Annotated in this window: 18 protein-coding genes and 1 tRNA gene; 9 read left to right on the top strand and 10 right to left on the bottom strand. The window is 64.2% G+C overall.

Annotated features, from left to right (window positions below; all coding sequences use genetic code 11):
• Nucleotides 1-14 precede the first annotated feature (14 nt).
• Entirely contained in the window at nt 15-740 is a 726-nt protein-coding gene (locus M2337_RS07930; protein ID WP_264569775.1) for an SDR family NAD(P)-dependent oxidoreductase, read from the top strand.
• Between the two features lie 259 nt (nt 741-999).
• Here M2337_RS07930 and dnaJ read toward each other — a convergent pair whose 3' ends face one another.
• Together dnaJ and dnaK are read right to left on the bottom strand one after the other, a co-directional pair.
• On the bottom strand, nt 1,000-2,127 hold the full coding sequence (dnaJ, locus tag M2337_RS07925; RefSeq protein ID WP_264569774.1) for a molecular chaperone DnaJ: 1,128 nt from the start codon (nt 2,125-2,127) through the stop codon (nt 1,000-1,002).
• A 71-nt stretch (nt 2,128-2,198) separates the two neighbouring features.
• Complete coding sequence (dnaK, locus tag M2337_RS07920) at nt 2,199-4,106, bottom strand: molecular chaperone DnaK (protein WP_181559100.1); 1,908 nt, start codon at nt 4,104-4,106, stop codon at nt 2,199-2,201.
• 282 nt (nt 4,107-4,388) lie between these two features.
• On the opposite strand from dnaK, the gene M2337_RS07915 reads away from it, so the two are divergent.
• Together M2337_RS07915 and M2337_RS07910 are read left to right on the top strand one after the other, a co-directional pair.
• Nucleotides 4,389-4,862 (top strand): copper chaperone PCu(A)C, encoded by a 474-nt coding sequence (locus M2337_RS07915; protein WP_264569773.1) that lies wholly within the window; start codon nt 4,389-4,391, stop codon nt 4,860-4,862.
• Nucleotides 4,863-5,074: 212 nt separating this feature from the next.
• Nucleotides 5,075-6,388, top strand: a complete 1,314-nt coding sequence (locus tag M2337_RS07910) for a glycosyltransferase family 4 protein (RefSeq protein WP_264569772.1) — start codon at nt 5,075-5,077, stop codon at nt 6,386-6,388.
• Nucleotides 6,389-6,683: 295 nt separating this feature from the next.
• On the opposite strand, the gene M2337_RS07905 is transcribed toward M2337_RS07910, so the two are convergent.
• Together M2337_RS07905 and M2337_RS07900 are read right to left on the bottom strand one after the other, a co-directional pair.
• Nucleotides 6,684-6,758 (bottom strand) — tRNA-Val (locus M2337_RS07905).
• 114 nt (nt 6,759-6,872) lie between these two features.
• Entirely contained in the window at nt 6,873-7,412 is a 540-nt protein-coding gene (locus M2337_RS07900; protein ID WP_181559050.1) for a TIGR00645 family protein, read from the bottom strand.
• A 162-nt stretch (nt 7,413-7,574) separates the two neighbouring features.
• On the opposite strand from M2337_RS07900, the gene hslV reads away from it, so the two are divergent.
• From hslV to M2337_RS07870, 6 genes are all read left to right on the top strand, one after another.
• Nucleotides 7,575-8,117, top strand: a complete 543-nt coding sequence (gene hslV, locus M2337_RS07895) for an ATP-dependent protease subunit HslV (RefSeq protein WP_264572210.1) — start codon at nt 7,575-7,577, stop codon at nt 8,115-8,117.
• A gap of 109 nt (nt 8,118-8,226) precedes the next feature.
• Nucleotides 8,227-9,528, top strand: a complete 1,302-nt coding sequence (gene hslU / locus M2337_RS07890; protein WP_264569771.1) for an ATP-dependent protease ATPase subunit HslU — start codon at nt 8,227-8,229, stop codon at nt 9,526-9,528.
• Between the two features lie 28 nt (nt 9,529-9,556).
• Nucleotides 9,557-10,333 (top strand): enoyl-CoA hydratase-related protein, encoded by a 777-nt coding sequence (locus M2337_RS07885; RefSeq protein ID WP_264569770.1) that lies wholly within the window; start codon nt 9,557-9,559, stop codon nt 10,331-10,333.
• 174 nt (nt 10,334-10,507) lie between these two features.
• Nucleotides 10,508-11,653 (top strand): GGDEF domain-containing protein, encoded by a 1,146-nt coding sequence (locus M2337_RS07880; RefSeq protein WP_184117242.1) that lies wholly within the window; start codon nt 10,508-10,510, stop codon nt 11,651-11,653.
• A 163-nt stretch (nt 11,654-11,816) separates the two neighbouring features.
• On the top strand, nt 11,817-13,919 hold the full coding sequence (locus M2337_RS07875; RefSeq protein WP_264569769.1) for a PQQ-dependent dehydrogenase, methanol/ethanol family: 2,103 nt from the start codon (nt 11,817-11,819) through the stop codon (nt 13,917-13,919).
• Between the two features lie 132 nt (nt 13,920-14,051).
• Entirely contained in the window at nt 14,052-14,363 is a 312-nt protein-coding gene (locus M2337_RS07870) for a hypothetical protein (RefSeq protein ID WP_264569768.1), read from the top strand.
• A gap of 83 nt (nt 14,364-14,446) precedes the next feature.
• On the opposite strand, the gene M2337_RS07865 is transcribed toward M2337_RS07870, so the two are convergent.
• From M2337_RS07865 to M2337_RS07840, 6 genes are read right to left on the bottom strand one after another with little or no spacing between them, the layout of a single operon-like run.
• Entirely contained in the window at nt 14,447-16,585 is a 2,139-nt protein-coding gene (locus M2337_RS07865) for a PQQ-dependent dehydrogenase, methanol/ethanol family (RefSeq protein WP_264569767.1), read from the bottom strand.
• 5 nt (nt 16,586-16,590) lie between these two features.
• The gene (locus tag M2337_RS07860; protein ID WP_264569766.1) at nt 16,591-17,385 is read right to left on the bottom strand and encodes a nuclear transport factor 2 family protein; all 795 of its coding nucleotides are present in this window, start codon (nt 17,383-17,385) and stop codon (nt 16,591-16,593) included.
• Nucleotides 17,382-18,179, bottom strand: a complete 798-nt coding sequence (locus M2337_RS07855) for a nuclear transport factor 2 family protein (protein WP_264569765.1) — start codon at nt 18,177-18,179, stop codon at nt 17,382-17,384. Before M2337_RS07855 ends, M2337_RS07860 begins: the two co-directional genes overlap by 4 nt.
• Nucleotides 18,176-18,898 carry a nuclear transport factor 2 family protein gene (locus tag M2337_RS07850; protein ID WP_264569764.1) on the bottom strand — a complete coding sequence of 241 codons (723 nt, stop codon included), beginning with the start codon at nt 18,896-18,898 and terminating at the stop codon, nt 18,176-18,178. The genes M2337_RS07855 and M2337_RS07850 overlap by 4 nt, the downstream gene beginning before the upstream one ends.
• The gene (locus M2337_RS07845) at nt 18,895-20,685 is read right to left on the bottom strand and encodes an SMP-30/gluconolactonase/LRE family protein (RefSeq protein WP_264569763.1); all 1,791 of its coding nucleotides are present in this window, start codon (nt 20,683-20,685) and stop codon (nt 18,895-18,897) included. The genes M2337_RS07850 and M2337_RS07845 overlap by 4 nt, the downstream gene beginning before the upstream one ends.
• The gene (locus M2337_RS07840; RefSeq protein ID WP_264569762.1) at nt 20,682-21,719 is read right to left on the bottom strand and encodes a hypothetical protein; all 1,038 of its coding nucleotides are present in this window, start codon (nt 21,717-21,719) and stop codon (nt 20,682-20,684) included. Before M2337_RS07840 ends, M2337_RS07845 begins: the two co-directional genes overlap by 4 nt.
• Between the last annotated feature and the right edge of the window lie 182 nt (nt 21,720-21,901).

The following is a 21,901-nucleotide window of genomic DNA, read 5'->3' as shown; positions in this document are numbered from 1 at the left end:
GGAGCGGAGACAGCATGACCGACACGACCGACAACCGGCCCCTGGCCGGGCGCCTTGCCCTCGTCACCGGCGCCAGCCGGGGCATCGGCGCGGCCACCGCTATCGAACTCGCGCGCGATGGGGCGCATGTGGTTCTGGTCGCGCGGTCCGTGCCGGATCTTGAAGCGGTGGAAGAGCAAATCCACGCCGCTGGCGGCAGCGCCACCATCGCCCCGCTCGACCTGACCGACGGGGAGAGCATCGGGCGCCTGGCCACGGCGATCAGCGGGCGCTGGGAAGCGCTTGACGTGCTGGTGCTCAATGCTGCCACGCTGGGCACGCTTGCCGCCGTGACGGCCATCGACACCAAGGAATTTGCCCGGCAGCTCACGCTCAACATTGCCTCGACCCAGGCGTTGATCGCGGCCTTCGACCCCATGCTGCGCAAGAGCAGCGACGCACGCGTCGTAGCCCTCTCCACTGGCGTCGCGACGGCGCCCCGCGCTTATTGGGGCGCCTATGGCGCCTCCAAGGCGGCGCAGGACGTGCTGGTGAGCGCCTATGGGCAGGAAGTCACCAAGATTTCCAAGGTCCGCACTCACATCGTCAACCCCGGCCCCACCCGCACCACCATGCGCGCACGCGCCTATCCGGGCGAAGACCCGGCCACGCTCAAGACACCGGACGTGGTCGGTCGTGCGATTGCCGATCTGGTGGTCAGCGATACGGCCGACGGCACGCGGGTCGATCTGCCGCGGTAAGAGTGGCGGCCGGCGTTTAGGGCCGGGCTTACTCGATCAACGATTTGGGGCAGTGCTTTTGCGCCCTGGGCTCCTGCATGCGCAGGAGCACAAGGTGGTGTGGAGCATCACCGCGTGGACGTTTGATCGGGCGTACAAGTGAGCCGTTAAGCCCAAGCTGTGCTCCTGCGCAGGCAGGAGCCTAGGGTAGCAGAGCTCCACGACGGCGGATTGACCAGCGCTTTGACAAGCGCTCCGACAATCCCGCCACCCGCTCAGATCACTCCGTCAAATCGCTCCACACATTCTTGATCTTGCTGAAAAACCCGCTGGACTGCGGGCATTCCTCGCCCGTCTCGGTGGCGCGGAACTCCTCCAGCAATTCCTTCTGCCGGGCCGAGAGTTTGGTGGGCGTTTCCACCTCGATCTGGATGACCAGATCGCCCCGGCCGCGCGCATTCAGGACCGGCATACCGGCGCCGCGCTGGCGCAGTTGCTTGCCGGATTGAATGCCGGCGGGAATGCGGATTTCATGATCCTCGCCGTCCAAGCCCGGTACCTCGATGGTGCCGCCCAATGCCGCGAGCGTGAAGCTGATCGGCACGCGGCAGAACAGGTTGGTGCCGTCCCGCTCGAAAATCTGGTGCCGCTTCACATGCAGGAAAATATAGAGATCGCCGGCCGGCGCGCCGCGCGGTCCGGCCTCGCCTTGCCCGGTGAGGCGAATGCGTGTGCCTCCGTCCACACCAGCCGGCACCTTCACGTCCAGCGAACGGCGCTTGTCCACACGCCCCTCCCCGCGACAGGCGCGACAGGGCGACTTGATCCGCTGGCCCGCGCCATGGCAGCTCGGGCAGGTCCGCTCGATGACGAAGAAGCCCTGCTGCGCCCGCACCTTGCCGTGGCCACCGCAGGTCGGGCAGCTTTCCACGCTGGTCCCCGGCTCCGCGCCGCTACCATCGCAAGCGTCGCACTGGGTGGAGACATCGATCTCGATGGTCGTGTCGCGGCCATGGAAGGCATCTTCCAGCGAGATTTCCATGTCGTAGCGCAGGTCCGCGCCGCGCCGCGTCTGTTGCCGGCCACCGCCGCCAAAACCATCGCCGAAGATCGTCTCGAAAATATCGGAGAAATCGGAGAAGCCGGCCTGTCCGCCCCGTCCGCCGCCCATGCCGCCCTGCTCGAAAGCGGCGTGGCCGAAGCGATCATAAGCCGCGCGCTTCTGCTCGTCCTTCAGGCAGTCATAGGCCTCGTTGATCGCCTTGAACTTGGCTTCGCTCTCCTTGCAGCCCGGATTGCGATCCGGATGACACTGCATGGCCAGCTTGCGATAGGCCGACTTGATCGTCGCGCCATCCGCCGTCCGCTCGACTTCGAGCAGCTCGTAATAATCGATTTTGCTACTCATGCCCCGCAGCAGTCCCAAGCAATCGCCCGGCCGGCCAGTTCACGGGCCGGCCGGGCGTCATTTCCGTTCAATCAGGCTTTGTTGTCTTCGTCGACTTCCGAGAACTCGGCGTCGACGACGTCATCATCAGCCTTCTGGGCCGTGCCTTCGGCGCCCGGAGACGCGGCCGCAGCCTGCTCCTTCTCGTAGATCGCCTGACCGAGTTTCATGGAGACCTGTGCCAGTTCCTGGGTCTTGGTCTTCATGGCCTCGACATCGCCGCCCTCGACCGCGCTCTTGGCCGCGGTGACAGCCGCCTCGATCTCGCCCTTAAGCGCCTCGTCCACCTTGTCGCCATGCTCGGCGAGCTGGCGCTCCGTGGTGTGGATCAGGCTCTCGGCGTTGTTCTTCGCCTCGGCGCCCTCACGACGCTTCTTGTCTTCCTCGGCAAAGCGCTCGGCATCCTTGACCATCTGGTCGATGTCGGAATCGCTCAGACCACCAGAAGCCTGGATCTTGATCTGCTGCTCCTTGCCGGTGCCCTTGTCCTTGGCAGAGACGTTCACGATGCCGTTGGCGTCGATGTCGAACGTGACCTCGATCTGCGGCACGCCGCGCGGCGCCGGCGGAATGCCGACCAGATCGAACTGGCCGAGCAGCTTGTTGTCCGCCGCCATTTCACGCTCGCCCTGGAAGACGCGGATGGTCACTGCCTGCTGATTGTCGTCAGCCGTCGAGTAAACCTGGCTCTTCTTGGCCGGGATCGTGGTGTTACGATCGATCATGCGGGTGAACACGCCACCCAGCGTCTCAATGCCCAGCGACAGCGGCGTCACGTCGAGCAGCAGCACGTCCTTGACGTCGCCCTGCAGCACGCCGGCCTGAATGGCGGCGCCCATGGCGACCACTTCATCCGGGTTGACGCCGGTGTGCGGCTCTTTGCCGAAGAACTCCTTCACCACTTCGCGCACGCGGGGCATGCGGGTCATGCCGCCGACGAGCACGACGTCGCTGATCTCGCTGGAGGAAACGCCTGCGTCCGCAATCGCCTTCTTGCAGGGCTCGAGCGTGCGCTTGATGAGCGCCTCGACCAGCCGCTCAAGGTCGGCACGGGTGATGGTCTTGACCAAGTGCTTGGGACCAGTCGCATCGGCGGTGATGAACGGCAGGTTCACTTCCGTCGTCTGCGCGCTGGAAAGCTCGATCTTGGCCTTCTCGGCGGCTTCCTTCAGGCGCTGCAGCGCCAGCTTGTCGCCGCGCAGGTCGATGCCTTCGTCCTTCTTGAAGCCATCAGCGAGATATTCGACGATCTTGGAGTCGAAGTCCTCACCGCCAAGGAAGGTATCGCCATTGGTCGACTTCACCTCGAATACGCCATCGCCGATCTCGAGGATCGAGATGTCGAAGGTGCCGCCACCAAGGTCATAGACCGCGATGGTCTTGCCTTCGCTCTTCTCAAGCCCATAGGCGAGCGCCGCTGCGGTCGGCTCGTTGATGATGCGCAGCACTTCAAGGCCCGCAATCTGGCCGGCGTCCTTGGTCGCCTGGCGCTGCGCGTCGTTGAAGTAGGCCGGCACGGTAATCACGGCCTGCGTCACGGTCTCACCGAGATAGCTCTCGGCGGTTTCCTTCATCTTCTGCAGGATGAAGGCGGAAATCTGCGAGGGGCTGTAGTCCTGCCCGCCAGCATTCACCCAGGCGTCGCCATTGGGACCCTTGGCAATGTTGTAGGGGACCAGCTCCATGTCCTTCTTGGTCAGCGGATCGTCGAACCGGCGACCGATCAGGCGCTTGACGGCATAAACGGTGTTGTCCGGATTGGTCACGGCCTGACGCTTGGCCGGCTGGCCAATGAGCCGCTCGCCATCCTTGGCGAATGCCACGATGGAGGGCGTGGTGCGCGCGCCTTCCGCATTCTCGATCACTTTCGGCTTGCCGCCGTCCATCACGGCGACGCAGCTGTTCGTGGTGCCGAGATCAATACCGATAACCTTAGCCATATTTGCCCTCTTGTACCCCATGTGTAGTTGAGCGCCCGGAATTGGGCCGCTGCCGGGGCGGCTCCGCACTCAGGCCGAAACCACCCCGTTGACCGCGCCGATATAGGAGGGTGTTTTCGCGCAACAAGTCCCGAGATGATTTAGCTGCCCCAAGCGCGCACGGCAGGCCCGGCCGGACAGGTCAGGAGATGCTCGCCCGAGCAAGCCGGCCCTGTTTTGCTTGGCGGCGTAGATCGCCGGGTCTAAAGCCGCGCGAGATAACAAGCCTCCCGGAGACCGCACATGCACAAGCCCTCCTCGCTCCTCGTCGCAGCCGCGATGCTGGCGACGCTCGCCGCGTGCAGCGACCCGCCGCCGCTGGATGTCGATGGCGGCTTCCTGCGCCTTAACCCCAATCCCAATGCCCCCTCTGCGGCCTATTTCACGATCCACGGCGGCGCCGATGATGTCGTGCTGCGCGACGTGCTGACCGACGAGGCCGTGCGTGTGGAAATTCACGAGAGCAGCACCAAGGACGGCGTCGCCTCCATGCGCCCAGTGAAGACTGTGGACGTGCCCGCCGGCGCGACAGTGAAATTCGAACCGGGCGGCAAGCACCTCATGCTGTGGTCGATCAACCCGCAGGCGCTTGAGGACAAGAAGATGACGTTCACATTCATCTTCTCCAACGGCCAGCGCATTCTCGCCGACGCCATCGTGCAACAGCCGGACGCGGAGGGCGCGATGGCCGGCATGGAAGACCATAGCGGCCACTGAGCTGGGCTTAGCCTGTCCAGGAATATGATGGGGAGATGGGCATGACGGCCCTGCGATAGGGGGCGCAGGCACGGACTGAACGTGCGCCCCGTCTGATAGCGAAACGATCTCCGACATTAGAACGGATTTAATACTTGCCGAGCTAGAGACTTGCTGCCGCGCACGCTCGCTTTATGGGGCGGCTGGGCGGAGAAATGTGGTGAGGTCGGTTGATGGAAGACGTGGCAAGCAAACCGTCGGGCGGCTTGCTCCTTATCCTGCCCCTTCTCGTTCATCAGTACGAAGGCGATGTCTTCATTGAGCAGCAGGCGGCGAATGGCCTGCACCAGTGGATTCGCCATTTCGGCCAGATGACATTGTGCGTGAAGGTCGTGAACGCTCCCCCTCCTGCGGACAGCGTTTCGATCGCAGGGCTTGGCTTGGGACCAAATCTTGCCGTTGAGCTGATGCCGCGAGCGTGGACGCCACTTTCCTTTGCCAAGGCCTATCCAGAGATGCGTGCCAAATTGTCACGCCTGATCGACAGCCACGCGTTCCTCCATTGTGCCCTTGGCGGGGCATGGGGAGACTGGGCCGCCGTTGCGGCGCTGATGGCCGCTCGCCGAGGACGGAAGGTCGCCGTGTGGACGGACAGGGTCGAGTCGGAAGTCATGCGCATCGACGCCCTCAGAGCGTCGGGCGTCCGGCGCTTTGTCAGGCTTGTGAATGCGGGCCTCGCGCGATGCCTGGAGCGTCGCGCGATTGGTTCGGCAGCGCTTGGCCTGTTCCACGGCAATGATTGCTACCAGACTTATCGTGGGTTCAACGCCAATTCGTTTCTTGTGCACGACATCCATTTGAAGCCGCACGACAAAATCTCGGACGAAAGCCTGAACCGCAAAATACGCGACGTCGAGCAGGGCCCTCTGCGTCTGATCTACATTGGGCGGTTTCACCCCGATAAAGGTGTCATGGACTGGATAGAAACGCTCCGTCTCGTCAAAGAGGCCGGCGTGGCGTTTCATGCCCAGTGGTTTGGCGATGGCCCGCAACGGGAAGAGGCACGCGCAAAAGTGCTGGCGCAAGGGCTTGAGGAACAGATCGAATTCCCCGGCCTCCTTGTCGATCGATCGGAGTTGCTGGATAAGTTGCGCGCGGCGCATCTGATGCCGTTTTGTCACCTGACACCTGAATCTCCGCGAAACCTGATCGAGGCGCTGGCGTCTGGAACACCCATAGTCGGTTATGGGTCAGCATATCCTCAGGATTTGATTTCCGGCCACGGTGGCGGCGTGCTCACCCCCATGGATCCTCAGGCTTTAGCGGCTGAACTGGTCCGGCTGGGGCGCGATCGGGCTGCCCTCGCGGCGTTGATCGGCCGGGCGGCTCAGGATGGTGCGCACATGAACGACGAAGCCGTGTTCGCTCATCGGGCATCGCTGATGAAGCTATATTGTCGAGCCGAACCTCGGGGCGTCGAAGCTCCCATCAGCGGGACAGGCCTTGAGGGCGCGCGCCGTGACAGCGATTTCAAACCCTGCGCCTAGTCTGGCCGGATAGAGGCGACCGACGGCCTGCCCCCGAGCATGTGACAAGTGCCATCGAAAATCACTCCCAAGCTATCCTTGGCCAGGGGCAAGGTGCTGATCGTCGTCGATGAGGGAGCGAAGATCGGCGCCGCATGTATTCGGCTTAGAGCCCGCAAACCGGCGTGAAATGCTGTACGGGATTTGTACCGATCAGCCCACGGAAGAGACCTTTGTTTTTGGTCTGCCCCGGAAAAGCGGTTTTTTCATTCGCTCGGAAATGTGCATTAAAAGCCCTTGAAATCAGGGCTTTTAATGGTGGGCGCGGCAAGGATTGAACTTGCGACCCCACCCGTGTGAAGGGTGTGCTCTACCACTGAGCTACGCGCCCGGCGATCCAATCGCGGAGGCGAGCGCTTTGGCGATTGAGGGGCGGCATGTCAAGCCGCTGTATCGGCCTGCCGTGCGATTCCTCGGGACCACCAGCGCGACACCGCGCTTCGCCTCAGTGCTTGGTTTGCGTCATCCGGTCGACATAGGCGATGCCGATGGCGGATATGATGAAGAGGCCGTGGATGATCGCCTGCCACATCACCCCCTCGCTCGTCACGCGAGCCGCGGGCGTGCCCATGGCGCCGGCCTCAATGAAGGTGCGCAGCAGGTGGATGGAGGAAATGCCGATGATCGCCATCGCCAGTTTCACCTTGAGCACGCCGGCATTCACATGGCTGAGCCACTCCGGCTGGTCGCGATGGCCCTGCAGGCCGAGCCGGGACACGAAGGTCTCATAGCCGCCAACGATGACCATGATCAGCAGGTTGGAGATCATCACCACGTCGATCAGCCCGAGCACCATCAGCATGATCTGCTGCTCGGTGAACTCATAGGCGTGGAGGACGAGGTGGATCAGCTCCTTGATGAACAGGAACACATAGACGCATTGCGCGACGATGAGGCCCAGATACAGCGGGAGCTGAAGCCAGCGCGACCCGAAGATCAGCAGCGGCAGCGGACGGAGCGGAGCGTTGGGATCGGCAGGTGTCATGGCGGCGCCAGATAATGGGCTGCCCGAGCCCTGTCATCCCCGATTCTGGCGCCCGCGCCGCTATCATCGGATACCGCGCGTGTTCGACCGACCGGCTGCCGCTTGCATGGCCGGTTCCCCTCACCCATATCGCGGCGCATGGCAGACACCCCGCACAGCGCCATGCCGGTCTGGCACGGCACCACCATCCTCTCCGTCCGCGCATCAGGAAAGGTCGTCGTCATCGGCGATGGCCAGGTCTCGATGGGGCAGACAGTCATGAAACCCAATGCCCGCAAGGTCCGCCGCCTGCATGATGGCAGTGTGATCGGCGGCTTTGCCGGAGCCACCGCCGATGCCTTCACGCTCTTCGAGCGGCTGGAGAGCAAGCTGGAGCGCCACAACGGCCAACTGATGCGCGCCGCCGTGGAACTGGCGAAAGACTGGCGGACGGACAAATATCTGCGCAATCTCGAGGCCATGATGATCGTGGCGGACAAGGACACGACCTTGATCCTTACCGGCAATGGCGACGTGCTGGAGCCGCTGGAAGGCATCGCGGCGATCGGATCGGGCGGCAATTACGCGCTCTCCGCCGCGCGGGCGCTGCAGGATTATGAGAAAGACGCCGAGACGCTGGCCCGCAAGGCCATGAAGATCGCGGCGGAAATCTGCGTCTACACAAATGACAGCCTGACTATCGAGACGCTGGACAGCGCCACCTGATACCTCGCCCCGCCTCACCCCGTTCGTCTCAAGCGAAGTCGAGAGACGGACAGACCGGCCTCAACGTGTCTCGACTTCGCTCGACACGAACGGATTTCAAAGCACCCTTATGAACGATAATCTCACTCCCAAAGCCATCGTCACCGCGCTGGATGCGCACATCATCGGCCAGGCCGAAGCGAAGCGCGCTGTCGCCGTGGCCCTGCGCAATCGCTGGCGGCGGCAGAAGCTGCCCGCCGAGCTGCGCGACGAGGTGACGCCGAAGAACATCCTCATGATCGGCCCCACGGGCTGCGGCAAGACCGAGATCAGCCGACGCCTCGCCAAGCTGGCCGATGCGCCGTTCATCAAGGTGGAAGCGACCAAGTTTACCGAGGTCGGCTATGTCGGCCGCGACGTGGAGCAGATCGTGCGCGATTTGGTGGAGGAAGCCGTGCGCCTCGAACGCGAGCGCCGGCGCGAGGCCGTGCGCGGCGCGGCCAGCGAGGCGGCGATGGGCCGGCTGCTCGATGCGCTCACCGGCAAGGAAGCCAGCGAGGCCACCCGCCTCTCCTTCCGCCAGCGGATCGAGAGCGACCAGATGAACGATGTCGAGGTGGAAGTCGAGGTGACCGACGCTCCCGCCGCGCCGATGGAAATCCCCGGCATGGGCGGCAATATCGGCATGATCAACCTGTCGGACATGATGTCCAAGGCGCTCGGCCAGCAGCAGAAGAAGCGCCGCAAGATGCGCGTGGCCGATGCATGGGACAAGCTGGTCGAGGAGGAGCAGGACAAGCGGCTCGATCAGGATGATGTCGCCCGCGTCGCCATTGCTTCGGCCGAGCAGAACGGCATCGTGTTCCTCGATGAGATCGACAAGATCGCGGTCAGCGATGTGCGCGGCGGATCGGTGAGCCGCGAAGGCGTCCAGCGCGATCTGTTGCCGCTGATCGAGGGCACGACGGTCGCCACCAAATATGGCCCGCTCAAGACCGACCATATCCTATTCATCGCCTCGGGCGCCTTCCATGTCGCCAAGCCGAGCGACCTGCTGCCGGAACTGCAGGGCCGCCTGCCGATCCGCGTGGAGCTGAAAGGCCTGACTGAGGAGGATTTCGTCGCGATCCTCTCCGACACCAAGGCCTCGCTGCCTGAGCAATATGCCGCACTTCTGGCCACCGAGGGCGTGACCATCCAGCTCGCGCCGGACGGCATTCGCGCCATCGCGAAGATCGCCGCCGACGTGAACGAGCAGGTCGAGAATATCGGCGCCCGCCGACTGCAGACCGTGATGGAAAAGCTGCTGGAGGATGTGAGCTTCGAGGCTGACACCCGCGCCGGCGAGACAATCACCATCGATGCCGGCTATGTCGAGCGCCAGCTTTCGGGTATCGCCAAGAACACGGACCTGAGCAAATATATCCTCTGAACCGGAGGCGTTAAGGGAGCGATTGCGCATGAGCTATGAGACAGTGCTGGTCGAGCAGCGCGGCGCCGTCACGCTGGTCACGCTCAATCGCCCCCAGGCGCTCAACGCCCTCAACAGCCAGATGCTGGCCGATCTGATCGCGGTATTCGAGGGCTACGATGCGGACGACGCGCAGCGCTGCCTCGTCCTCACCGGCAGCGAGAAAGCCTTCGCCGCCGGCGCGGACATCAAGGAGATGGCCGATAAGACCGGCGCCGACATGTACCGCGCGGAGATGTTCGCGCAGTGGACAAGCCGCATCGCCGCGACGCGCAAGCCGTGGATCGCGGCGGTCGCCGGCTTCGCGCTCGGCGGCGGATGCGAACTGGCGATGATGGCGGACTTCATCATTGCTGCAGACACGGCGAAGTTCGGCCAGCCGGAAATCACTTTGGGCGTGGCGCCCGGCATGGGTGGCTCTCAGCGCCTTACACGCGCGGTCGGCAAGGCCAAGGCGATGGACCTGTGCCTCACCGGTCGCCGCATGGATGCAGAGGAAGCCGAGCGGGCTGGCCTCGTCGCCCGCATCGTGCCCGCCGATGACTTGCTGGACGAAGCCCTAAAGGCCGCCGAGGCGGTCGCCAATATGCCGCCGCTGGCCGTCATGGCCAACAAGGAGCTGGTCAACCTCGCGTTCGAAACCACACTCACCCAGGGTCTGGTCAGCGAACGGCGCATCTTCCAACTCCTCGCATCCACGGAAGACAAGGCGGAGGGCATGGCTGCCTTCGTGGAAAAACGCCGGCCGGAGTGGACCGGGCGTTAAGCGCGTCACCATGCGCTGTGCCGATGAGGCACGGCACAACAGGTCGCCAGAAATAATAACAACTTTAAAGATTTGGAGACGTTTCACCCTCTAGGTGGAGCGCTCACGGCGAGCGGCGCGACTTGATGAGACGAGCCCTCCGTGGTTGACCGAAATAAGATGTGAGATGTGAGGGTGGGTAACATCAAAGGCCGAGGCAGCCCCCTGCGTCATCACCCCGAAGCGGTTGAAATCGATCTGATTCGCGGCCTCTTTCACGCCTTCGCGCCGGCACTGGTCATGACGATCAGCTTTTTGTCTGCGGGGCTGGTCATCCTGAACCGCACCGGGGACAGCATCCTCCTCGTCCTCCTCATCCTGGGCGCAGTTGCGTCCGTTGCCCGCCTCGTGTCCGCGCATCTGATCGCACCGGTCATCCATGCCGAAGGGGTGACGATCGAACAGGCGAGATATCTCGAGCGGCTCTTTGCGATTCCCTATCTCTGCTTTTCCCTTGTGCTTGGCCTCTTCGGCTTTCGCCTGCTCCAGCTCCCCTCGGCGGACACCCATATGGTGGCTGCGGCCCTTTCGCTCAGCTATTGCGCCGGCGTCGCTGTCGGCATGGGATCGCGGATGTGGATCGCCGTGCCGAGCATGATCTTGGCGCTCGGGCCAGTCATCGCCGCGATGCTGCTGCAACCCGACTTTCTCTATAAGCTCAGCGGCGCCGTGATGGCGGCGATCCTGCTCAGCGGCATCCAGAGCCTGCGCGGCAAGCAGAACCGCTCGGCGGACGACATTGCGCTGCGCATCGCCTTCTCGCACCTCGCCCGCAAGGATGCGCTGACCGCCCTCCCCAACCGCATCGCGCTGCGCGAGTGGTGGGAGCAGGTCGTCGCCTCCGGGGCGGAGAACAAGCTGGTCGCGGTCCATTATCTCGACCTCAACGACTTCAAGCCGGTCAACGATCGCCATGGTCATCCGGTGGGCGATGCCCTGCTCGCCGCTGCCGGCAAGCGCATCGCCCGGACGATAAGGGACAGCGACATCGTCGCGCGGCTCGGCGGAGACGAATTTGCGGTCATCCAATATGACATCGTGAACGCCGACGACGCCGCCCAACTCGCCGCCCGCATCCGGGAGGCGATCACCCAGCCGTTCAGCATCGGCGCGCTGACCCTCAAGATTTCGACCGGCCACGGCTTCGTGGTGTCGCGCGGCCGGGACGAAGCGCTCGAAGACCTGCTCGCCCTTGCCGACAAGGCGCTCTACACCAGCAAACAGGGCGGCGAAATTTCCCAATATGAGGCCGTCGAGACGATCACCCGCCGCGTCGCCTGATCAGCACGTCCATTCTCCGCCCCGCCCGGTAGCCACTTGGGTCAACAAGTGTGACGCGCGGGTCAAGCCAGCGGCGTTGGATTCACGCGCCTTGTGCGGCATAGCCTGAAGGCGCGGCCCCACCTGCTCATCGCGCGCAGGCGGCCGAACGTCGGGAGAGGATATGAAGACGCACGGGCTTGCTATTCTGGCCGCAACGGCGCTGCTGGGCGCCAGCGCTTGCCAGATGACGACCTCCACCACTTCGGTGGCGCCGGAAGCCGGCATCGGCCACGCGCAGATGGTGAAGGCCGACGATCAGCCCGGCCAATGGGCATCCTACAGCCGGACCTGGGACGAACAGCGCTACAGCCCGCTCAATCAGATCAATGACCGCAATGCCCATCGCGTCGGCCTCGCCTGGTTCGACGATCTCGACACCTATCGCGGTGTGCAAGCCACCCCGCTGGTGATCGATGGCGTGCTCTACAATGAGAATATCTTCAACGTCGTCACGGCCTATAATGCCAAGACCGGCGAGAAATTGTGGGTTTACGACCCCAAGGTCGGCAAGGAATGGGCCGGCCTCGCCTGCTGCGGCCCCTCCTCGCGCGGCCTTGCGGCCTGGGGCAACAAGATCATTATCGGCGCGCTGGATGGGCGGCTGATCGCCATCGATCGCAAGACGGGGGCCGAGCTCTGGTCCGCGCAGACCTTCGATCGCAAGGAGCAATATTCGATCACCGGCGCGCCGCGCGTCTATGACGGCAAGGTGATCATCGGCAATGGCGGCGCGGACTATGGCTCGCGCGGCTTCGTGGTTGCCTATGATGCCGAGACCGGGAAGCGACTGTGGAAATTCTACATCGTCCCGGGCAACCCCGCGAACGGGCCGGACGGCGAAGCCTCCGACAGCGCGATGAAGATCGCCGCGCCGACCTGGCACGGCAAATTCTGGGAGACAGGCGGCGGCGGCAATGCGTGGGACAGCTTCGCCTACGATCCCGAACTGAACCTCGTCTACATCGGCACCGGCAATGGCAGCCCGCAAAGCTGGCATCATCGCAGCGACAGCAAGGGCGACAATCTGTTCCTCTGCTCCATGGTGGCGGTGGATGCGACCACGGGCGCCTATAAATGGCACTACCAGATGGTACCCGAGGAGGACTGGGATTACACCTGCACCCAGCCCATCGTGCTCGCCGACCTCAAGATCGACGGCAAGCTGCGCAAGGTGGCCATGCAGGCGCCGAAAAACGGCTTCTTCTACGTGCTGGACCGCGCGACCGGCGCGCTGATCTCGGCCAAGAGCTATGTCTCGGTCAACACATGGGCCAGCCATGTCGACATGAAGACGGGGCGCCCGGTGGTGCTGCCCAACGCGCATAACACGACCACGCCGCACATCATGAGCCCGAGCTGGATGGCCGCGCACACCTGGCACCCGATGAGCTACAGCCCCAAGACCGGGCTGGTCTATCTCTCGGCGCAGGAGCAGGGGTCGATCTACGCCAACCAGCCGGACGGTGCGTATCAATATGTGCGCGGGCGCAACAACACCGGCTTCGATCATGCCAACCAGCCGGAGCTACGCAAGCAGCTGATGAACGAGATCATGGCGAGCGAGAAAGGCTATCTGCTCGCCTGGAACCCGGCAACCCAGAGTGAGGCCTGGCGCGTGCCCTATCCGCATCCGGGCTCAGGCGGCGTGCTGACCACGGCGGGTAACATCCTCGTGCAGCCGACGATCAACAAGACCGTCGCCATCTACCGGGCGGACAATGGCCGGAAGCTCTGGGAAATGAACGTCGATCAGGCCGGCGTCGCGGGCGCGATGACCTATATGATCGACGGCGAGCAATATATCGCGCTCAATGTGGGCTGGGGCGGCTCTCCGGTCTATAATCTCGCCAAAGATGGCCCCTTCCGCTTCGCCACCGCCAAGCTGCTGGTGTTCAAGCTGGACGCCAAGGGCGTCACGCTGCCGCCGATGAAGACGCAGGAAGAGACCGCCTATCTGCCCCGCCAGCGCATCCCTACCGAGGTCGCCGCGCGCGGCGCGGCTCTCTATGGCGAGACCTGCAATCGCTGCCATGGCGACAATGCCGTCGGCGGCATCAAGGATCTGAGGCGGATGAGCAAGGATGCACATGACGGCTTTCTCGACATTGTGCTGAACGGAACCCTGCTCCACAAGGGCATGCCCAATTTCAGCGGGGTGCTGACCAAGGCGCAGGCCGAAGACATCCACGGCTATCTCATCACCCGTGCCCAGGAAGACTGGTAAGGGCACGGGAACGGGCACCCCGCGCCGACGTTAGACCATGAGAGACAACAGGCGTGGGACGAGATCATGACGAGACAAGCGAAAACCGATAAGCCGAAATCCCCAGCCCCGCGCCGCGCGAGGACCAAGGCCGTGAACCCGCGTCAGCTGCCCGTGGTGGTGGAGCATGAGAAAAGCACGACGCAGGTCATTGCCGACAAGGCGGTCGAGACCGGCCGCGCCCTGGGCAAGACCAGCGTGCGCCTGGCGCAGCCGATCGTCAAATCGATCAAGCATGAGGATAACCGCACGCTCGCCAAGATGGTGGTCGCAGCGGTCACGCCGCGCCTCATCAACTACGGCCTTCGCTTTGCGGTCCGCAATCCGGTGCTGACCGTCGCCGGCATCTTAGTGGCCGCGACCATCATCGGCTCGCAGGATGATGGGGCCCAAGAGGAGAGCTGAGCTCTTCTCCGACAGCGGCACAAACGCAAACGCCGGGGCAAAACCCCGGCGTTGCTGTTTATGGCTGAGGGCGTTCGGCGCGCTTAGTGCGGCCCCTTCCCGTCCGACACGCCGCCCCAATCCTCATTGGCCCGCGCGATCAGATAGCCATGGATCGCCTCGGCATCCTCGGCCGAGATGAGGTCCGCAAAGCTCGCCATCCCCTTGTCGGCATAAAGACCCTTGAGCACGATGTCGTTGAACTTCGCGTGCGTCTCGCGGGTCATCATCCGCAGATCCTTGACGCCGCCGATGGCCTGCTGACCGTGGCACACCGCGCAGGTCTCGGCGAAGAGCTGCGCCCCGCGTGCGACCTGCGCCTCGCTGGCGCGGAGCGGCGGCGGCTCCGGCGCTTTCGCGGCCGGCTGGAGTGCAGGCAACTGCGCCGTGCCGCCCAGCTTGAACACGATCAGCCGGGCCGGCGCACGTGGCATCTCGATGCCCTGCCCGCGCTCGACCATGGCGGCGCCCCCGCCCCAACCAGCGTTGACGGCGACATATTGCACGCCATCCAGCGTATAGGTGATCGGCCCGGCGACAGGTGCGCTCTGCACCGGCATTTCCCAGAGTAGCTTGCCGTTGCGGGCATCGAAGGCCGCGAAGGTCTGGCGTGTCGTGCCCTCGAAAACAAGGTCGCTGCCCGTAACCATCACGCCGCCATTGCCGTGGCGGGGCAACGGGATTTTCCAGGCCGCTTTCTGCGTCACCGGATCCCAGGCCAGGAGATAGGCCTTGTCCATCGCCACGGCCTCTTTCATCAGCTCGCCACGCTTCTTCGCCGCCTCGCCAGTGTATCCACCCCAGCCCGCGTTGGAGCGGAACGGCTTGGGCTGGAAATCGGGATCGAGCGCCAACACCATGCCGGATTCGTAGAGGGGGAAATAAGCCAGCTTTGTGCGTGGGCTATAGGCCATGGGGAACCAGTTATGCGCGCCGCCCGGCCCCGGTTTCACCAGAAACGGATCCTGGCCATAATGCGCATCCGGGTTCATCTTCGGGCGGCCGGTCTTGGGATCGATGCCGAGCGTCCAGTTCGCCGGCGCAATCTGGCCGGCCGAGATGAACGCGCCCGTCGCGCGGTCCAGCACATAGAAATAGCCGTTCTTGGGCGCCTGCATCAGCACCTTGCGGTCGCGCCCGCCGATCTTCAGGTCCGCCGTGACGATGGATTGCGTGCAGGTGTAGTCCCAGTCCTCCTCGGGCACCATCTGGTAGTGCCAGGCATATTTGCCGGTCTCGACATTCACCGCGACGATGGAGCAGATGAACAGATTGTCGCCCTTGCCGTTGCTGCGATAATGCCAGGAGAGCGGCGACCCGTTGCCCGTGCCGATATAGACCAGCTTGAGCGAAGGATCATAGCCGATGCTGTCCCACGCATTGGCACCGCCGCCCAGCTTCCAATAGTCGCCGGACCATGTCTTGCGGATCATCTCCATGACATTGTCGGACGCGGCGCCATCCGGTCCCTTGGCCGGATCGCCCGGGGTCAGGTAGAATTTCCAGGCTTCCTTGCCGGTATCGGCATCATAGGCCGCGACGAAGCCGCGAATGCCCATGTCGCCCCCGCTATTGCCGACCACCACCTTGCCGTCGAACACGCGCGGTGCGCCGGTGATGGTATAGGGCATGTCCTTCGGCGTGCTCTGCACCGACCAGACCGGCTTGCCGTCCGCCGCATTGAGCGCGATCACCCGCCCGTCCAGCGTCGCGATGATGACCTTGCCCTTCCACAGCGCGAGGCCCCGCGCCACCGGCTCGCAGCAGGCATAGCGGCCGAACTCGCGCTGCACCTGCGGATCATAAGTCCACAGGCGCTTGCCGGTGCGGGCATCATAGGCAATCGTGATGTTCCACGGCAGCGTGTTGTAAAGCACGCCATCGGCATAAAGCGGCGTGGCCTCGACACCCCGGAAGGTATCGAGATCGTCATACCAGGCGATGCCGAGCTGGCTTACATTCTGTGCATTGATCTGGTCGAGCGGGCTGTAGCGCTGGGCGCTGTAAGTACGCCCGTCATGCAGCCAGTCCGTGCCGTCGGTCGCCTGCGCCGCCATCCGCGCGCTGTCGACCTCGGCCCGGCCGCTGGCCTGCAATTGCGCCATGAAGGCAACCATCAGCGCGCCCAGAACCAGCAGGGCTATGCCCACCGCACCGGCGGGCCGTCTCCACATCGCCATCATTGCGTTCAGTCCTTCGGCGGCTGGCCAATCGGCTGCGATCCATCGACCCAGCGACCGACCTTGAGCGAGTCCATCTGCGCCTTCGTGCCCGGCGGGCGGTGATAGGCGCCGACTTCATCCCGATCCGGTGTGAACACCTTGCCGGAGACCGGATTGGGATAATGGAACGGCACGATGTAATAAGCAGGATAGGTCAGGTAGACGACCGAGGGCGGCAGATCCGGCGGCGGATCGAACTTGTCCGGCCAGGTATTGTTCATCGCCCATTTGCCCCAGCCTTCCCAGCTTGTGTACATGGTGAAGGGACCGGTCAGGCGGCTGATCTTCCAGACGCCATTCTCCTTGCGATACTCATTCTCGTAGAGCGGCAGGCCCCAGCCGCCATTGCTCATCACAAAGGCCCGCGCCCGCACCCAGCCGGTCTTGCCGTCCGCGGAAATGTCCGGGATCGGCTGGAACTGCATGTGGTTGGCGAGCGCGCCCCTCTTGGTGCCGTCCGGCCCGAAGGCCTTTTGCATATATTCGAGCACGCGGGCCTTGCCGAGGAAGATGCCCTTGCCGCCGATCTCCAGCGTGGCATCCTCGGTGAACAATTCGGACAGCGGATGCCACTGGCTCTTGTCGACGAAATAGCCGTAGCTCCGCTGCAGCTTCTCGATGGCGTTGAGGTCTTCCAGTCGGGTGATGCGCTCATCCAGCGCAGCGAGGCGTTCGGCTGCGGTTTGCGCCGAGGCCTGCGCCACAGGAAGCAGGGCGGACGCGGCGATCAGGGCCGCGACGATGCGGGTCCGGTTCATCATGGTTGCCTCATTCCCTTTGCTGCGCTGCTCTCTTCGCGCTTGCCGCTCTCCATGCCGCGATCCGGGCGGCCTACGATGTCATCGCCCTCCATCGGCAGCGCCTTGAGCGACTGGCCGGTGACGGGATGATCGTAGCTGAACGCCGGGAGATAAGCGTTCGGGAAGGAGCGGTAGACCTCCGTCGGCGGTTTGTCCGGTGGGAACAAGGCGCTCGGCCCGTCCATCTGGATCGCATATTTGGCGAAACCCAGATCATAATCGGTCATGGCGGTGACGTAGAAGTGCAGCGTGTCGAACTTCCACACCCCGCCTTCCTTCACATATTTATTCTCGTAGATGCCGACGCCCCAACGGCCGTTCTCGCCGGGCCGGGCGAGCATCACCATGCCCTGCCAGCGGCCCGTCGCCGTGCGGCCATCCGGCGCGACGACCACAATGGGCTGCAGCATCATGTGATTATTGAGGCTGCCCGCGCTCAGGCCCTGCGGCCCAAAGAGCAGCATCGCCTGCCGGATGCGCGCCGAACCGATATAGACCCCTCGCTGCCCATATTCGAACTGCCCGCGCGCGGTGAACAGGTCCGCCGCCTGGTTCCACAGGCCCTTGTCGAAATAATAGCCGAAGGTCGCGGTGAGGTTCTCGATGGCGAGCTGATCCTCCAGCGCCTGCACCCGCTTCTGATAGGCGGCGACCTTGCCCCGCAGCGCCGCGTCACTCTGGGCCGCCGCGGGCGCAGGTGCCGTGATGACAAGGCCGCCAATCAGTGCGGCCATGATGCTGGTGCGGGCGCTCATTGCACGGTCTCCGACACGGGCTGGCCAGTCACGGGATTGGGCGCGTGGAATGGCGGGAGCGTGCGATCCGGGAAGGCCCGCGGGCTGGTCGATGGGCGATCCGGCGGCATGGCCTTGCTGACCGCGCTGCGTGTCAGCCCCTCACCGGGCTTGAGGCGTGCCCAGCCCTTTTCATAAGGCGCCACGAAATTGATGTAGAGGTGCAACCGCGCGATCTTCCACACGCCGTCTTCCTTCACATAATCATTCTCGTAAATGCCGTCGCGCCACTCGGCGTGCTGCTTGTGCTGGCCGAGCATCCCGAGGTCGCGCCAACGCGCCTTGGCGCTGCGGCCATCGGGCGCGACATCCACGACCGGCTGGAGCGTCACCCACTCATTGAGCTGGCCATAGATCAGCCCATCCTGCCCGCCATGCAGGGCCTTCAGATAATCGCGGATGCGGTCCTTGCCGATATAGACACCATCGGCGCCGATCTCGATGCTGCCCTTGTCCGCAAACAGGTCGGCGGCGTCCTGCCACAAGCCCCGGTCGAGATAATAGCCAAAGGCGCGCTGCAGCTTCATCACCGCGCGGGCGCCCTCCAGTTTCTCGACGCGCGTGGTGAGCGTGTCGATCTCGCGATCGATGCCCGTGTGCATCTGCGCCTGCACCGGCCCGGCCGCGACGAGCAGCGCCCCCAGCGCCAGCCCCAGTCCCAGCGATGCCGCACGCCTCATCGCAGCTCTCCCATCGGCACGGCCCGCAAGGCGAAGGCGCCCGGGTCCTGCCCCTTGAGGGCGGGATCGAAGAGGAAGCGGCCCTTGCTCTCTACCGCATAGGCAAAGCCATCGAAGTGGGTGACGCCGGGCACGCCGTCCATGCCATCCTTGAGCAGTTTCACGGTCACATCATCTCCTTCGATAGTGAGCAGGCTGATCCGCCCTGCCGGCCCTTCGGCCTGCAGGAAGCGATTGCCCCCGATGGGCCGCAGACCGTCCGGGCCGTTGAGCGGCTGCGAGACATTGAGCTTTGTCAGGCCGGCAAAGCTGCCATCCGCGCGCCGATTGACCCGCAGCATCGTGTTCTGCCGGACATTGTTGACGTAGAGCGTGCCATCCTCACCGAACGCGATGCCATCGACACCGCCGAGCAGGGCCTTATCCTCGACCAGCAGCGACACCGCCTCGGCGCCTGGTGCCAGCGTGAAGACGCGCCCATTGGTCGTCTCGGCGATATAGGCCGTGCCATCCTTGGCGAGCGCGATGTCGTTGCAGGCGCTGGCCGGGGCCGGCATCTCGTAGCGCTTCTTGAGATCGCCCGATGCGAGGTCGAAGGCGACGAGCGCGGACACCGCACCCGCCTGCCCCATCGGCACCGAGCAGGCCCACAGCGTATTGGTCCGCTCATCGGCGAGCACGCCCAGCACCGCCGCCAGCTTGTTCTTCTCGTCCGGACGGATCCAGGCGACGGCCTGCGCGCCACCCGGCACGGCCCGGTAGATATTGCCCTTGAAGCTGCTGATGTAGAAATTGCCTTTGGAATCGACGTCGGCATTCTCGGGGAACACGCCCTTGTCCGCGACGATGATGTCCTTCGGCAGCGGCTTCGCGAAGGGCGCGGGCATGAGATAGGGCACTTCGTTGGAGATCGTCTCGATCCGCGCGATGCGGCCATTGGCGATCTTGAAGATGCTTACGAAACCCACGGTGCGCGCATAATGGGCCTCAGCCGGGTAGCTCTGGCCGTCCCGCCCGGTGAACTGCATCTGCGCCCCGGAGAGGTCGCGATAGCCGATCGCAGCGACCAGCCCGCGTGCCTCGTCGACCGCCACGACCTCATGGCGCAGCGCCTCGACCTCGCCGAACAGACCGCGCGTCAAAGGCGCCGCGCAGCCGGCATCCTTCGCACTTTTGGTAGCCAGCAGCCCGGTCACCGGCACGCCATTCTCGATGGTCGTGCAGCCCTTGTCGAAGCTGACCGCCGGCCTTTCCCCATTCGCGGCAACAGAGGAGAAATAAGCGTCGACCAGCGCCCTCATCTGACCGCGCGGCAGGCGTGCCTTCGGGCTGAGGCTGCTCGTCAGGCTCTTGGCCGGCGCGTAGGTAACCGGATCACCGAAGGGCTGGCGCCCCTGCTTGCGCCGAATGACGGATTGCACGGCGGCAATCCTGCCGCCCTCCGTCGCCATGTCCATGGCGTAGAAGCCGGGCTGACCATGATCCTCGACAGAGCCGAACCAGACGACGCGGCCAGTCTGGCTGTCCGTCACCACCAGCGGCGCATCATCGACCGCCTTGATCGTGACCCAGGAGCTTTCGCCGATGCGCACCGGCACGCTGTTCTCGGCGTAGACCACCGGGTCGGACCAGGCGACGCCGACCGGATCGGCCTTGGCCATCGCGGTCATGAAGCTGGCGGCGAGCTGGCCGAGGCAGGCGGAGTCACAAGGCGTGGATGTCTGCGCCATGGCCGGCGCGGTGACGAGCGCGCAGAGCGCAGCTGCGGTGAAAAGCGCGCGCCTCATTCGCCCTGCTCCCCATGCTCGCGGCCGGTCGCCCAGGGATTGTGCATGAAATAGGGCACATAGGTGAACACGGCCTCGATCTCCTGAATCGCGCCGTCTCTCACGCGGAAGGCTTCCAGCAGCGTGATCGAGTTCGGCCATTTGAGCGCGGTCTTCATCTCGCGCCCGTCGGTCAGCTTGTAGCGGTCCACCTCATTGTCATGATCGAAGAAGCCGGAGGCAATGACGACGCCGCGCTCCTCGTCGACGAGAGGGAAGCGCCTCTCGCGGATGCGCTTGTTGATGTAGTAGATGCCGAGCTTGAACTGTTCGAGGCAGCCCGAGGCCAGCGAAGCCGCATTGCCATTCGCGCCCGGCTCGGCGGAAACGCCCTTGCCCGGCGCGGTGGTGCTGATGCCGTTCTCCAGCCGCCCGCAATCTTCCGTGAACGGCGCAAACACCGTGCCGTCATTACGCTCGACGGTGTTGAAGTAGCTCTGCGCCACCGCGATCAGCCGCGCCCGCGAGACGCGCTGATCGGGCGGCAGAACCTCGTTGAAGGCAGGGTGATGCGCGACCTTGTCCGGATCGCCAAAGGGCGCCGGCAGGCCGGTGCGGCGATGCACGACCGTCTCGATCTGGTCGATCTTGTCGTCCTGCACGCGCATCCGCATCGCATAATATGCGGGCTCGCCATGCTCCCACACGACGCCAAACCAGGCGACCTGCCCGGTAAGCGGATCGGCGGCTTCAAGGCCCGTCGGCGCGACCTTGCTGATCGAGCGCCACAGGCCCTTGCCGATCGGGATGACGACATTGTTCTCGGTAAACTGCACGTCCGCCGCGAGCTTGAGGGACGAGGGGTCCTTCTTCGCCAGCGCCGCCATGTAATCGCGCGCATAGCCGATCAGACAGTCGCGGTTGCACGTGGGAATATTGACCGCACTGCGCTCGCCAAAGGCCTGCGCCATGGCTGGTGTCGCCGTCGTTGCCAGAAGCGCGGCGCCTGCCGCGACCATCAGCCGCGTGTGCCAGCGGTGAACCCTGTTGCTCACAAATTTCCCCTCCTGTCGCCTTCCGCCCAGCGATGCCTGCACTGATCGCTTGTTACGGAGCGGGCCCACCATAAGGGGCGTTTCGCGCGCTTGTCACGCGCCGAAGGTTGGAAAAGCCGCGGATTTCCAGATCAGCCCGGCGAATGTCCGGCTCGATCAAGGTCGCCCTGAGGGGCCAGCGT

Source organism: Sphingobium sp. B2D3A (assembly GCF_025961795.1).
Taxonomy (GTDB): Bacteria; Pseudomonadota; Alphaproteobacteria; order Sphingomonadales; family Sphingomonadaceae; genus Sphingobium.
Note: the sequence above shows the minus strand (reverse complement) of the source record. Positions and strands in the feature narration are given on the sequence as shown.